This window comes from Vibrio kagoshimensis, assembly GCF_050337535.1.
Taxonomy (GTDB): Bacteria; Pseudomonadota; Gammaproteobacteria; order Enterobacterales; family Vibrionaceae; genus Vibrio; species Vibrio gallaecicus.
Genome location: NZ_JAKJSZ010000003.1, coordinates 36,660 through 51,350 on the forward strand (window position 1 = coordinate 36,660; position 14,691 = coordinate 51,350).

Below are 14,691 nucleotides of genomic sequence, written 5' to 3' on the forward strand. Positions count from 1 at the left end.
TTTTAGTACTAGCGTCGTAATGATCTCTAAATTCGCTGAGTGGTTGGTTTAATATGGAAACAATCAGAACAACTGGGAAAGACAAGGAGCACGTCATCATCCCTGAATCGCAAGTCCCTACCGAGCTTTCAAGCTGGCTGGTTCTCGTTGCGAATAAGCGAGACAAACAAGCCTTCACTCAATTGTTTAAATTTTTCGCACCGAAGATCAAACGCTTCGGCATGACGAAATTGAACAATGAGGCTTCTGCCAACGAATTAGTTCAAGAAACAATGACCAATATTTGGAAAAAAGCGCACCTTTATAATGAAGACAAAGGTGCGGCGACTACTTGGGTATATACCGTAATGCGTAATGCGGCATTCGATATGCTACGAAAAGTGAAAGCTAAAGCCGAACAAAATGTGGCTGACGATATTTGGCCTATAGATGCAGCCTTAGCAGAAAGTCATGAAGAAGCCTCTCCTTTCGCTGACCATTTGATGTCACGCCATATGATGAGCCAAATCGATACACTTCCTCCTGCACAGAGAACTATTGTCAAGGGCGTGTACTTTCAAGAGCTATCTCAGGAGCAACTGGCACAACAGCTGGATGTTCCATTAGGTACGGTCAAGTCTCGTTTACGTCTAGCGCTTGCCAAGTTAAAGCAACAAATGGGAGACCAATACAATGATTAAACATCACCCCAACTTTAATGTACTTAAAGAATTTGTTGCTGGAACACTTCCAGATTCCATTTCACTGGTCGTCGCAAGCCATGTAGAAATGTGCGCCGAATGCCAAGCAACCGTTGAACTACTAACAGAGCAAGCAGCGCAAGCTTTATTCGAGCCACTCGAAGCGGCTCAGGAAAATGAAAATACCCTAGATGATGAAAGCAATGTGGATGTAGCTATCAACTTTGACGCTATTTTTTCACAAGGTAAAGGTGATGAGGTTGATAAGAATAATGACATGCTGAATCTTCTTGATTTAGACATGATCAACCAAATCACAGCCAATACAGATCTAGTCCAAACCACGTCCCCTACCGAAAACGTTGAAGTTGAGGTAGCTGGGCAGTCTTTCACTCTGCCAAGAGCACTACATTCGGTGGTACGGAAAGAGTGGTTAGGCCTAGGGAAAATTTCGCGAGCACGACTAGACTTTGAAGATGGATCACGCCATGCCAGCCTGCTGCATATCGCGGAAGGTGGGCAAGTGCCTTCACACACACATAAAGGATTCGAAATCACACTTCTGTTGCAAGGCAGCTTTGATGATGAGATGGGGCACTATTCGGCGGGTGATTTCGTTTGGTTAGATGGAAAACATACTCATAACCCAGTCACACAAGAAGGTTGCGTATGCTTAACTGTATCTAGCGACGCGCTCCACTTTACTAAAGGGGTCAGTCAATTATTTAACCCTCTTGGTAAATATATTTATTAATGATTACGTACTCAGTCGATTTGAAGTTCAAACCAATATAACAACTAAATTATGAATGACACTGGCTTGAGGGAGAGAAGCAATGGATAAGAAAATTAAAATAGGTATCAGTGCATGCGTCGCTGGGCAAAAAGTTCGCTTTGATACTGGTCATAAACGCTCACGTTTTTGTACTGATGATCTCGCAGACTACGTTGAACTTGAACCAGTATGTCCTGAAATGGGCGTTGGTTTACCTACCCCGAGACCAACCATTCGTCAAACAAGACACCTTGATGATGTCATTCATGTTTCTCGCCCGGATGGCACAGGAGACGTCACCCAAGAACTAATTGAATTTGGTCAGAAACATTCACAAAAAAGCCAGCACCTAGCCGGTTTCATCGTGTGCCAGAAAAGTCCAACATGCGGCATGGAGCGAGTGAAAGTTTATCATCATCACGGGAGAGGATCTGAATCCACAGGTGTTGGTCTATTTACCCAACAGCTAATGGATGGAAATCCGCTACTTCCTATTGAAGAAAACGGAAGGTTGAATGACCCCGTGCTAAAAGAAAACTTCATGACTCGTGTGTTTACTTATTCTAAATGGTTGAACTTGGTAGATGAAGGGATCACCAAACATAAGCTCATTCAATTCCACAGTGCGCACAAATATTTGGTAATGAGTCATCACATAGCTGGATATAAAAAACTTGGACAACTGCTTGCTAACGCAGATCTTGATGTAGATACCATGGCCAATCAATACATCACAGGGTTAATGGAAGCGTTGTCTCACCACGCTAACCGAGGAAGCCATGCGAACACTTTGCAGCATCTCCAAGGCTACTTTAAAAAGCAACTAACTAGTATTCATAGACAAGAGCTTTCAACTCAAATTAATGATTTCCGAGAGGGGCTGATTCCATTGCTCGTACCACTCACGCTCATTAACCATTACCTGTTGGAATATCCAAACGAGTACTTACAGACACAAGTTTACTTAAACCCGCACCCTCAAGAACTCAAACTGAGATATGGCTATTGAACAACATACTTTGGGTAAGACGAGATCTAAGAACTCACGATAACCCTGCTCTGCTAGCCGCAATAGAAAATGGCGCAACATGCGCTGTTTTCATATCTACGCCAAAGCAATGGGAGCAGCATCATCTTGCTCCCATGAAAGCCGATTTAATGTGTCGCCACTTACAACTGCTATCCGAACAATTGGATGAATTAGGTATAAAGTTTATACACATTACAGCCACTGACTTCACAGACCAAGTCACCCAGCTACAGGCATATTGTTCAAACAATAATGTCGAAAAAATCTTCGCCAATACAGAACCTGAATGCGATGAATTAAAACGAGATCAGGCAGTGATTGAGCAAGGTTTACCATTGGAACTCTTCCAAAGCGATACCATTGTGCCTGTAGGGAAAGTACTCAATAAACAAGGCGAGATGTTTAAGGTATTCACGCCTTTCAAAAACGCCTGGTTAAAGCGCGTGCAGCAAACAGGAATTGAATGTAGCCCTTCTCCACCTAGTGATTCAACCTCAACTTTAGGTCCTGTAAGCAACCATTCAGATATTGATGGAAACAGTAAAGCTAACCACCATCTCGATATAAGTGCAGAGTCGAGTGGGAATTTCGATATAGGCTATCCTAGAGAATCTTCAGATCGCTGGCCACTTAGTGAAACAGTCATAAAGCAGGTCATACCGGAATTCCTCACGAACAAAGTGTCTAGTTATCACGACAACAGAGATATTCCTTCAATCAAAGGAACATCCGGCTTATCCCCTTATCTCGCCATTGGTGCAATTAGCCCAAGGTGGCTGGCAATACAATTAATTCAGCAGAACCCGGAAGTATTGTTCGACACTCAACATTCGGCATTTTCATGGCTCAATGAATTAATCTGGAGAGATTTCTACAAGCACCTGTTGTTCCATTACCCGCAGCTTGCTAAAGGAAGTAACTTCCAAACCAAATACGACGGTTTAATCTGGCACCCAGATCATCAAAACTTCAAAGCTTGGTGTGAAGGTAAAACAGGCTACCCTATTGTTGATGCTGCTATGAGACAACTCACCACCACAGGGTGGATGCATAATCGCCTAAGAATGATTGTTGCCAGCTTCCTAACCAAGCACTTACTCATCGACTGGAGATGGGGTGAACGTTTCTTTATATCTCATCTTATTGATGGTGATTTGAGCGCCAACAATGGCGGTTGGCAGTGGGCAGCAAGTACCGGTTGCGACGCTCAACCTTACTTCAGAATATTTAATCCGATAACTCAGAGCGAAAGATTTGATCCAAAAGGTATTTTCATTCGTAGATATCTACCAGAGCTTGCCGATCTGCCTGATAAAGATATTCACTTTCCTCATGACTATCTTAAAAAGCATCCAGATCAAGACCAGTATTGGGCACCAATAGTGGAGCATAAGCAAGCCAGGTTGAGAGCTCTAGCTTTCTTTAAATAGAAGCTTTCTTATAAATAAATGCCTGTGACGGCAAACAAGAGTTGAGAACGCTGGTTATGGATAATTCAGTTTGGTTACAGAATTTTTTAGTTGTATACCAAGAGCTTGGTACAACTGACTTTGATTCACTCAAGTCAGTTTATCACCCAGAGATTGAGTTCAAAGACCCAATGCACCGCGTTTATGGGTTACCAGCTTTGACACACTATTTCGAGCAAATATACACAAAAGTAACGAGCTGTAATTTCATTATTGAGCATACATTTGAATCAAAAAGTGGAGAAGCGGCTGTTTATTGGAGAATGACCTTTGTTCATAAGCAATTAAACGGTCAAGACCCGATAACCGTACATGGTCATTCTCATTTAAAAGAACAAGATGGCTTAGTTATCTTCCACCAAGACTACCTTGATGTGGGCGCCATGCTTTATGAGCATATTCCTTTGCTTGGATCTGCCGTCAAAGCCATCAAAAAAAGAGCGAGCCAATAATGCGTATTATGATCACAGGTGCTACATCTGGGATAGGGCACTCTCTAGCGCTGAGTTATGTAAATCAAGGTCATGATGTCATAGCATGTGGGCGCAGCCAGCCTAAATTAGATGCGCTGATGGAACAGCTACCTTCTCATGCCACCATCACGCCTTTGTGCTTCGATCTTACCGACTATCACAACTACCCTTCTCTTGAGAATCAAGAACCTATTGATTTACTGATTCTCAATGCAGGGGACTGCGAATACATCGACGACCCGCTAAACTTTGACGCTCAAATGTTTGAACGTATTATCAATGTTAACTTAATATCCATTGGTTATGCTCTACAAGCTTGGCTTAAGCACCTAAAACCAGGAGGACGCTTGGTTCTAGTTAGCTCCAGTGCGAGTTTACTGCCCTTGCCAAGAGCAGAAGCCTACGGTGCATCAAAAGCGGGATTAAGCTACTTAGGAAAAACACTGTCTGTGACGCTTACTCAGCACAATATTAACGTCACTCTGGTTCACCCAGGGTTTGTTGAAACCCCTCTCACCGATCGTAATACTTTCACAATGCCAATGCTGATAAGCAGCGAACAAGCGACTCACAGAATCATAAAAGGCATTGAACAAGGTAAAGCAGATATCAGCTTTCCGAGAAAGTTTATTTTCATCATGAAATGTCTACGATTTCTCCCAACGTCTCTCTGGCAAAAACTCGCAACAAGGATGGGTTAGCAAATGAAAAGAATCGCGATTATTGGATCTGGAATTTCAGGGCTAACTTGCGCCCATGTATTAGATGAACAGCATGACGTCACTGTATTTGAAAAGAATGACTATGTGGGTGGGCATACTGCAACTGTTGATATAGAACATAAAGGGCAAGCCTATTCTATTGATACTGGGTTCATTGTTTTTAATGACAGAACTTACCCAAACTTTAATCAGCTGCTTATTCAACTAGGAGTTGATCGCCAACCGACAGAAATGAGTTTTAGTGTGCATAACACTACAACTAAGTTTGAATACAACGGACACGGTATCAACTCACTATTCGCTCAAAGACGTAACATCTTCAAACCCAAGTTTTGGAAGCTTATTTCTGAAATCATCAAATTTAATAAGCTATGTAAACAAGCCTATGAGGTGAATGACTTTCCTGAAAATGTCACGTTAGGTGATTTTCTGAAGTCTAATAGTTTTTCTGACTTTTTCAGCCAGCACTACATCTTGCCTATGGGCGCTGCAATTTGGTCAACTAGCTTGAATGAAATGGAGCAGTTTGAGCTCAAATTTTTCATTCAATTTTTCTACAACCACGGTCTACTAGACATTGTAAACCGCCCTCAGTGGTATGTTATTCCGAAAGGTTCGCGTTCTTATGTAGACGTAATTTTGTCACGATTAAGTAAACCGGTTCAGACAAATACCTCAATCAAAAAAGTGATTCGTAATGAACCCGAAAGCGAAAATCAAATCGTTATAGAATTTGAAAACGGTGAAAAACAAAACTTTGATGAAGTCATATTTGCGTGTCATTCAGATCAAGCACTGAGTTTACTTGAAGCCCCAACCTCCCAAGAGTATGAGGTATTAGGTTCGATTCCTTACAGCCGAAATGAAGTCATATTACATACCGATCTTAACTTGCTTCCAGATAGAAAATTAGCTTGGGCAAGCTGGAATTATATGCTTGATGGGAACAGCCAACGCCCAGCCTGCGTGACCTACAACATGAATATCCTGCAAGGTATTCAAAGTGATGATATTTTCTGTGTCACGTTGAACCAAAGCGAAGCGATTGACCCAAGTAAGATAATCAGAAGCTACGTTTATCACCACCCGGTACTCAATACCACAACGGTTACAGCGCAGCACAAGCGTGAGCTAATTTGTGGAAAAAATGGCTGCCACTTTGCTGGCGCATACTGGTATAACGGTTTTCATGAAGACGGTGTACGCAGTGCTTTAGATGTGACTAAACGTTTTGGTCTCGGTTTATGAAAACGAATTCAGCACACTCTAGCTCGACACACTCTGACTCAGCACGCAGCGAAGATGAGTTCAGCGGCATCTATTGGGGCAATGTACGCCACCGCCGTTTCGGTGAGATTACCCATAAGTTCAGCTATCAACTGTTCATGATGGGTATTGATCTTGATGAGTTGGCTAAAACCTCATCGCGTAGCCTTGTTTTTGGGCTGAGGTGGTTTAACCCAATTCGATTTGTCGAATCCGACTACATTAGAAACGAGCCCGGCAATTTAAAAGATAGAATATCAGATAAAGTAAAACTATTGGGTGGTACTTGGGATACTTCAAACAGAGTGACAATGCTGGTTCAGTGCCGCTGCTTAGGGCTCTATTTTAGCCCTATAAATTGCTATTTTTGTTACGATTTAGCAGGAAAATGCCAGTATATGCTGGCAGAAGTCAGTAACACTCCTTGGCGTCAAAGGCACTATTACTTAATTGATATGGCGAAAGAGATGAAAGTAAAAAAGGACTTTCATGTGTCACCTTTCATGGATCTTAATATGATGTACCACTGGAAAATTAAACCGCCAGCGCATAGCACATTAGTCCATATTGAAAACCGAAAGTCCAATGACCAAAATATAGAACGCAAGGTATTCGATGCGACATTAGCCCTATCCAAAAGACCAATTTCGTCGCAAAGTTTATGGAATACTTTACTTAGTATTCCTTCTATGACCTTCAAAATTGTATTTGGTATTTACTATCAAGCCCTAAAACTCTTTATTAAAAAAGTCCCTTTCGTAGCACACCCTGAAACCAAAAGTGAGCCATCACAACGTTAGTTTTGAGACACAATAATCAATGTAATTTATGCCTCCAAGCCCCTCAACATCGAAAACTATAACAAATAGTTATAGTGTCTATCTTTTAATCTCAATTTTTAGCCTATAATCTACACAAATACTGATGGTATAACGCGATTAAGGTTTACAGTCATTTGAACACCGATAAAATTAAAGCATTTGTGTACGCAGCTGAATGTGGCTCTTTTTCCGCAGCAGCCAAAAAACAAGGCAAAGCTCAGTCTTGGATTAGTAACGCTATCTCAGATTTAGAAATCGACCTAAATTTATCATTGTTCGATCGTAGTGGTTATAAACCAACTATTACTAACGAAGGTGCTGCCTTATTGTTTCATGCGAAGAACATGATCGCATCTGAAACGACGCTACTCAGCCACGCCCACCATTTATCTTCCGGCATTGAAGATCGGATTGTGCTTGCTATTGATGATTGGCTGATGACTAAAAAGATGCGCCAACTCATTGTTGATTTCCAACTAACATTCCCAACGGTTGAATTAGTGGTCAGGCAGTTAATGACTCAAGATATTGTTTACCTTATTGAGAAAAATGAAGTCGATGTAGGGCTCGCGACTGGACGCTGGTTCTTTGATAAAAGTATACGTTTTCAAACCATAGACTACATAGAAACCTGCTTAATTTGCTCCAAGGGTAATCCATTAACCAAAACACCTGTTGGGCATGCAGATTTGTTTGGTTTTAAACAAGTTTCACGCTCTAGTATCTATAACCTTGAACATAAATACATAGATTTACCGGATATCGAGAGAGTGAATGTTAGTGATATGGAGTCAGTGATCACCTTGGTTGAAAATGACATTGGCTGGGCAGTCATTCCAAAATCAGTCGCATTAGAAAATCAAGAACGAATCGATATCATTGAATCGGAAATCAGTGAAAAGGGGCACTTACTCAGAATTGAGCTTATCACCCCAGAGTTAAAGGCAAACGGAGTTGCAACGCAATGGCTTAAACGTCATTTGATTAATCATTACTAAATCGCCTTTAAAATTACGTCCTGGACTCCAATGCTGAATAAAACTCCAAAGTTAAAAAAATTGCTGGCTCTTAGCGCCTTACCTATCCTTATTGCATGTAACGATGTTGATGTTCAAAGCAAGGCTTCACTTTTAGAAAATAAACTAAGTGAAACCCAGATAGACAATAAACTAAAAGAGACTTATCAAGACGTTTTTGAACATTTAGGCATTGATTATGCGCACATTATTAGCATCTGCCACACCAATTACACCAATGCCATTGCTACGGATACAGCATACAATTTAAGTTGTCATTGGGACCCAACCACTGAAGATTTTTCTATCCATTATTCTGAGTTTGACGAACAAAATGAAGCCAATGCTCGTGGTGAGTTTTCAACCCTCAAACTCACCGTTAACCGCAGCCTTATAGAAGATAACCTAATCGGTATCGACGCTATGTTGTACTACCCAACCAGTTCAAAAATCAATGATGTCGAAAACTTGAATTTTGATATCACTGACGACTCAAAAAGCTGGAAAAATGCGCTTTCATATAGCTTTGATTTCGAGGCAATCTCGTCTGATAGCTCGTCTGTAATTAAAAGTACGAATGGTTCAACAACGAATGGGGTTCATATCTACAACCTTATCGATTCAGAACTGAAACGCTTTAGGATCTCTTCAGATGTTGAGTTGGCGAACAATCAAAAAATGATTAAAGATGAAATCGTCAATGATGTGCTTTTTTCAAACATCCATAACGCCATTGGTTATCTTTAAATCAAACGTAAATTAAAACTTATCATCCCATTTAGAATATCTACTTTAAGACTTTCTAATATACTTAGGCTGTCTAAAATCAGTACCCCAAGGTAGGAAGTACTGTTATGATTATGCTCAATAGTCGGGGGGCAAATACAGTTATCTGTATTTGCTGAGATCGTAATTCGAGACCCGTTGAACCTGATTCAGTTAGCACTGGCGTAGGGAACTATAAGCATTGATCTGCGTAGTACTTCAATAGGGTCTTCACTCATTGTTCTCACTGCACGCCTTTCATCGATCTATGCCTGTTCTCCTGCGTCTTTTCGACAGTAGGAGCCATCATGACATCACCAATACAATCGCTTCATTCAGAATACCTTTCACAAAATACCATTTCAGATTTAACGACACCGATCGTTTTAACCATCGCAGGTTCAGACAGTGGCGGCGGCGCGGGTATTCAAGCTGATATCAAAGCCATGTCTGCAACTGGCAGCTTCGCTTGCTCTGTCATCACAGCTATCACTTCGCAAAACACTCAAGGCGTATCTGCCATTTTCCCCATCCCCTTAGAACACGTGGCAAGCCAGTTAGACGCTGTTTTCACCGATCTAAATATTGTGGCTGTCAAAGTCGGCATGCTGGCCGACTCTGAGATTATCAAAATTGTTGCCGAAAAAATTAAGCAGTGCCAACCAAAACATTTAGTTATCGACCCAGTAATGGTAGCGACCAGCGGTGATTTACTGCTGAAAGAATCGGCCATCAGTACATTAAAAGCAGAGCTGATCCCACTTGCGGATATTATCACCCCGAACCTACCGGAAGGTGCCGCTTTAACAGGGAAACCAGTGCCTGAAAGCGAATCTGACATGCAAGACATGGTTGAAGAGTTAAGAGCATTAGGCGCAAAGGCGGTTTTACTGAAAGGTGGTCATTTAGAGAAGGACGAGAACAGTAATGATTTGCTCATACTACCAAGTAGCTCATCTCTAATCAGTGCAAAGCGCTACCCGACCAAAAACACTCATGGTACTGGCTGTACCCTTTCTTCCGCTATTGCGTCTTTTCTAGCTCAAGGTAATGAACTAAGCCAAGCGGTAAATTTAGGTAAAAAATACATATCTGAAGCGATTGCTCACGCGGATGAACTACAAGTTGGACAAGGGCATGGACCAGTAAACCACTTCTATGCAGGGCATGCTAATGTCCGCTAATACTGCTGACATACAGGAAGCACCTGAATGTCAGCCAAAGAAACCAGTGCACGTAGACCATACAAGCCAGTTAAAAGTCGGTATTGAAATAAACAAGGTAGATGTCGAGATAAGCAAGGTCGGTATTGAAATAAATAATGCCAGCTTGCGTTACCAAGATAGTGCTGTGGATACCTTAGCTAACCTGCATTTACACCTTGAAGCTGGGAAATGGACAGTACTACTTGGTCGAAGTGGTTGCGGGAAAACCACCGTCTTACGTTATTTAGCTGGTTTGCTAGAAGACAAAGTCGAATGGAATGGCTCACTGTCTACCTCAGACACCCAGCCTTTGCAGGGTCGTATCGCCTACATGGCGCAGCAAGATCTTCTACTGCCTTGGCTTTCAGTGATTGATAACGTCTGTTTGAGTGAGCGCTTTATGACTCAGTCTAACGGCTCTATTTCTAAGCAGTCGGCTTCTAAACACGATATTTCAAAACAGGCTACTTCTGCTAACAATGTTCAAGCAAAGGCTCTCTCACTCTTAAAAGCAGTCGGGCTGGCTGACTACGCAGATGCAAAACCTGCTCAACTTTCTGGTGGAATGCGCCAGCGCGTTGCATTAGCTCGAACGCTGATGCAAGACAAACCCGTCGTATTGATGGATGAGCCATTTTCAGCGCTTGATGCTGTCACCAGACATAAGTTACAAACACTCGCCAGTGAATTGCTTCAAGATAAAACCGTTGTGCTGATTACTCATGATCCCCAAGAAGCGGTCCGTTTAGCAAATAACTTGTATGTATTACAAGGCACTCCAGCTAATGCTCACCCTCTTTCAGTACCTTCGACTTGTCCTCCAAGAATATTGGATGCGAAATGCGCAGAGCTCCAACAGGCGATACTCAATCAGCTGGAGCGTGATTATGAGTAACCAAACCAGTAATAACGCATTACAGAATACGGCATCAGTTGAAACGACGTTTAACCAAAAACAAGGCACCCACCCAGCGGTACGTTTGCTGATAAGTGGCACCGTGGTGTTAGGTTTATGGCAGCTCGTTGTAACGGTATTTGCCATGCCGAGCTTCATATTACCAGCCCCGCTAGAAGTCATGATAAAGCTCATTGAAAGACATGACGTGTTACTCAAACACACATGGGTGACCGCACAAGAAATCATATTCGGCTTACTGCTTGGGCTTTCTATGGGGCTATTTTTCGCGTTGCAGATGTTGATGTTTGAGCCGCTCAAACGCTGGTTATTGCCCATCTTAATTGCCAGCCAAGCCATTCCTGTTTTTGCTATCGCACCAGTTTTGATGCTTTGGCTAGGCTATGGTATGGCTTCTAAAGTCGTGATGGCAGCCATCATTATCTTCTTCCCTGTCACCACATGTTGTTATGACGGACTAAGAAATACGCCAACGGGCTACCTAGATCTTGCTAAAACCATGGGCGCATCTAAATGGCAACTACTCCGTCATATTCAATTGCCAGCCGCATTGCCAACATTAGCCTCTGGAATACGTGTCGCCGTTGTCATTGCCCCAATTGGCGCAGTCGTAGGCGAGTGGGTCGGCTCTAGTGCCGGGCTCGGATATTTAATGTTGCAAGCAAATGCACGAATGATCATTGATGAAATGTTTGCCGCACTATTCATTCTGGCGGTGCTATCCATCTCGCTTTATTTCATCACCGACAAAATACTAAAAAAAGCAATACCTTGGGAAAACCAATAATAAACCCAAGCTGCGAGCAATCTTAAAAGTAAAAACTCAGAACATATCTCACAGACAACCATAATGCAAAAGGAAATGACAAAAGTGAAAAATACTAATCTATTAAAGACTAAGCCATTAAAGACCAAGCTAATGAGTGCTATTGCCCTGCTTACTTCTCTTACTTCAGGTCACGCGTTAGCAGCTGAAAAGCCAATGACACTTATGCTTGATTGGTTCGTGAACCCCAACCATGGTCCAATCGTTATTGCGCATGAACGTGGTTACTTTAAAGATCAAGGCATCGAAGTTGAGATACAAGAGCCTGCGGATCCAAGTACCCCAGCCAAACTGGTTGCAGCAGGTCGCGTCGATCTTGCGGTTACTTACCAACCAAGCTTAACCATGGATGTGGCAGCAGGCTTACCACTGGTTCGCGCTTCTACACTTATCGCAACACCACTAAATACTTTAATGGTGCTAGATAACGGCAAGAATGATTCATTAGCCGACTTAAAAGGTAAAAAAATTGGTATCGCGATAGCAGGCAATGAAGAAGCGACGATCGGCACTATGCTTGCTCAAGAAAATGTCGCATTTGAAGATGTTGAAACGATCAATATTGGCTGGGCGCTGTCTTCATCTCTTGCTTCTGGAAAAGTGGATGCTATTTGGGGCGGATTACGTAACTTCGAAACCAACCAATTAGCACTAGAAGGGTTTAAAGCTAAAGCCTTCTTCCCTGAAGAGCACGGCGTGCCTGCGTACGATGAATTAGTTTTTGTCGCCAATGCAGATAAACATGATGCAAAAGCCATTCGAGCATTCAATAAAGCATTAGAACAAGCGACGACTTACATCGTCAACCACCCTCAAGAATCGTGGAAAGAATTTGTAGCTTACTCGCCAGACACACTGAACAACGAACTCAACAAGCGCGCATGGAACGACACACTTACTCGCTTCGCTTTGCGCCCGTCGGCTGTCGATCATAAGCGTTACGATGACTACGCACAGTTCATGTATGACAAAGGCATCATCAAATCTCTACCTAAAGCGTCAAGCTACGTACCAACGTTTAACTAAGCTGATCTCAATAATTTAAGCCGAACTCATAAAATCATTCTGGATAAGTACCGAGAACTGGCTCTCGGTGCTTACTTCGATTAGGAAAGCACCATGAAATACCAAGATTTAATTCAAGCTTGCGAACAAGATTGGCAAGACTATACCGAGCATTCATTCGTTACTCAGTTAGCGAAAGGTACCTTAGAACAACCTTGTTTTTTACATTATCTCAAGCAAGATTTTTTGTTCCTGAAGCAGTATGCGCGTGCTTATGCCTTAGCTATTTATAAGGCAAAAACATTGGCTGATATGCGCCGAGCTTTACCTAGCGTCCATGCTTTGTTGGATTCTGAAATTGCCCATCATGTGACTTACTGCGAGCAATGGGGTTTAACCGAAAGTGATCTTGAAAATGAGCCTGAGGATTTCGGTACCGTTGCTTATACCCGCTATGTATTAGACGCGGGAATGACGGGAGATTTGGTTGATCTTTACGCGGCTTTAGCGCCTTGCTCAATCGGCTATGCGGTCATTGGAAAAGCGTTAATAGAAAGTGACACTACGGTGCAGGAAGGTAACCCATACGCAAGCTGGATAAACCTTTATGGCGGTGAAGAGTTCCAATCAGGAGTAGCAACTGGCGCGGAATACTTCAACCAGCTGCTCGCGGATATCGATATTGATAGCGAACGAGGCCAAAACATCGTTCATATATTTAAAACCGCAACTCGCATGGAAGTGGCTTTTTGGCAGCAAGGGCTCAATATACTGAGCACGATTAACAGCCAGTCTCATCCTATCCAATCTCAGGCTCAATCCGAGCACCCTCAGCCAAGCAATTCATAAATAAGGAACTAGCCGTGTTAATCGAAAAAATTACTCAAGCACTTAGTGCCGTTCGAGAACAAAAGCCACTGGTCGTTAATATTACGAACTACGTAGTAATGAACAATACTGCGAATGCCTTATTGGCAATTGGTGCGTCTCCTATCATGGCGCATTCCACTCAAGAAATGGCAGAGATGATGTCATTTTCAGGCGCACTGGTGATCAACATTGGTACGCTAGACAGTGTATGGATCCCTCGCATGAGCTACGCTGTTGAGCAAGCGAATCTACACAATAAACCTGTCATTCTCGACCCAGTTGGCTGCGGTGCAAGCGCACTTCGCACTGAAACCGCACGTACTATCGCTCGACTAGCGAATAAACTCATTATTCGGGGTAATGCCTCTGAGATCATTGCTCTTGCCGGCGAGCAAGCACAAAGCAAAGGGGTCGATGCCCTAGATAGCAGCGATGCAGCGTTAGGAGCTGCGCAATGCTTGGTTTCAGAATACGGTGCTAACGTGGTTATTTCTGGCGAGACGGATTATGTCGTCACCCAAGACCAAGTCGTAAAGCTAAACAATGGGCACCAATTGATGCCCTACGTGACAGGTATGGGCTGTACTTTAACAGCACTAACTGGCGCATTCGCCGCGGTGGGTGATGATACTGGGCTAGCGGCGGCTGCAATTCTTGGAGTAGTGGGAGAAATCGCAGCAGAGCAATCTCGCGGTCCAGGCAGCCTACAAATGAATTTACTTGATGAGCTTTATCAACTTGATGAAGCAACATTGCTACAGCGTCTTAAAATACAAAATTAATCATCAATAAATAGCACTTAATCATATAGCCCTGCTCCTTAAATTAGAAAGAGGAAAGGGCTAATGCATC

16 protein-coding genes and 1 riboswitch are annotated in these 14,691 nt (G+C 42.7%); all 16 genes read left to right on the top strand.

The annotated features are described in order from the left end of the window. Positions 1-53: 53 nt before the first annotated feature. The 16 genes from L4C37_RS02220 (at position 54) to thiM (ending at position 14,621) form a co-directional block, all read left to right on the top strand. Positions 54-680, top strand: coding sequence for a sigma-70 family RNA polymerase sigma factor (locus L4C37_RS02220; RefSeq protein WP_137371747.1), 627 nt, complete (start codon positions 54-56; stop codon positions 678-680). Further along, entirely contained in the window at positions 673-1,434 is a 762-nt protein-coding gene (locus L4C37_RS02225; protein WP_137371748.1) for a ChrR family anti-sigma-E factor, read from the top strand. Before L4C37_RS02220 ends, L4C37_RS02225 begins: the two co-directional genes overlap by 8 nt. Before the next feature lie 82 nt (positions 1,435-1,516). Continuing rightward, positions 1,517-2,464, top strand: coding sequence for a YbgA family protein (locus tag L4C37_RS02230; RefSeq protein WP_429767749.1), 948 nt, complete (start codon positions 1,517-1,519; stop codon positions 2,462-2,464). Further along, on the top strand, positions 2,461-3,915 hold the full coding sequence (gene phrB / locus L4C37_RS02235; RefSeq protein ID WP_429767750.1) for a deoxyribodipyrimidine photo-lyase: 1,455 nt from the start codon (positions 2,461-2,463) through the stop codon (positions 3,913-3,915). Before L4C37_RS02230 ends, phrB begins: the two co-directional genes overlap by 4 nt. A 56-nt stretch (positions 3,916-3,971) precedes the next feature. Continuing rightward, on the top strand, positions 3,972-4,406 hold the full coding sequence (locus L4C37_RS02240) for a nuclear transport factor 2 family protein (RefSeq protein ID WP_137371751.1): 435 nt from the start codon (positions 3,972-3,974) through the stop codon (positions 4,404-4,406). Continuing rightward, on the top strand, positions 4,406-5,128 hold the full coding sequence (locus L4C37_RS02245) for an SDR family NAD(P)-dependent oxidoreductase (protein WP_137371752.1): 723 nt from the start codon (positions 4,406-4,408) through the stop codon (positions 5,126-5,128). Before L4C37_RS02240 ends, L4C37_RS02245 begins: the two co-directional genes overlap by 1 nt. A 3-nt stretch (positions 5,129-5,131) precedes the next feature. Next, the gene (locus L4C37_RS02250) at positions 5,132-6,397 is read left to right on the top strand and encodes an NAD(P)/FAD-dependent oxidoreductase (protein WP_429767751.1); all 1,266 of its coding nucleotides are present in this window, start codon (positions 5,132-5,134) and stop codon (positions 6,395-6,397) included. Then, positions 6,394-7,215, top strand: a complete 822-nt coding sequence (locus tag L4C37_RS02255) for a DUF1365 domain-containing protein (RefSeq protein WP_429767752.1) — start codon at positions 6,394-6,396, stop codon at positions 7,213-7,215. The genes L4C37_RS02250 and L4C37_RS02255 overlap by 4 nt, the downstream gene beginning before the upstream one ends. Before the next feature lie 155 nt (positions 7,216-7,370). Next, positions 7,371-8,234, top strand: coding sequence for a LysR family transcriptional regulator (locus tag L4C37_RS02260; RefSeq protein WP_137371755.1), 864 nt, complete (start codon positions 7,371-7,373; stop codon positions 8,232-8,234). A 30-nt stretch (positions 8,235-8,264) separates the two neighbouring features. Further along, positions 8,265-8,999: a hypothetical protein gene (locus L4C37_RS02265; RefSeq protein ID WP_429767753.1), complete on the top strand. Its 735-nt coding sequence runs from the start codon at positions 8,265-8,267 to the stop codon at positions 8,997-8,999. A 115-nt stretch (positions 9,000-9,114) separates the two neighbouring features. Then, positions 9,115-9,226, top strand: a riboswitch (TPP riboswitch). Between the two features lie 99 nt (positions 9,227-9,325). Continuing rightward, positions 9,326-10,201, top strand: coding sequence for a bifunctional hydroxymethylpyrimidine kinase/phosphomethylpyrimidine kinase (thiD, locus tag L4C37_RS02270; protein ID WP_429767754.1), 876 nt, complete (start codon positions 9,326-9,328; stop codon positions 10,199-10,201). Beyond that, the gene (locus L4C37_RS02275) at positions 10,191-11,117 is read left to right on the top strand and encodes an ABC transporter ATP-binding protein (protein ID WP_429767755.1); all 927 of its coding nucleotides are present in this window, start codon (positions 10,191-10,193) and stop codon (positions 11,115-11,117) included. The genes thiD and L4C37_RS02275 overlap by 11 nt, the downstream gene beginning before the upstream one ends. Beyond that, on the top strand, positions 11,110-11,925 hold the full coding sequence (locus L4C37_RS02280; RefSeq protein WP_429767756.1) for an ABC transporter permease: 816 nt from the start codon (positions 11,110-11,112) through the stop codon (positions 11,923-11,925). Before L4C37_RS02275 ends, L4C37_RS02280 begins: the two co-directional genes overlap by 8 nt. A 132-nt stretch (positions 11,926-12,057) precedes the next feature. Continuing rightward, positions 12,058-12,990: an ABC transporter substrate-binding protein gene (locus L4C37_RS02285; protein WP_429767883.1), complete on the top strand. Its 933-nt coding sequence runs from the start codon at positions 12,058-12,060 to the stop codon at positions 12,988-12,990. Positions 12,991-13,083: 93 nt separating this feature from the next. After that, entirely contained in the window at positions 13,084-13,818 is a 735-nt protein-coding gene (gene tenA / locus L4C37_RS02290) for a thiaminase II (RefSeq protein WP_429767757.1), read from the top strand. A 14-nt stretch (positions 13,819-13,832) separates the two neighbouring features. Continuing rightward, complete coding sequence (thiM, locus tag L4C37_RS02295; RefSeq protein ID WP_429767758.1) at positions 13,833-14,621, top strand: hydroxyethylthiazole kinase; 789 nt, start codon at positions 13,833-13,835, stop codon at positions 14,619-14,621. Positions 14,622-14,691: the final 70 nt, after the last annotated feature.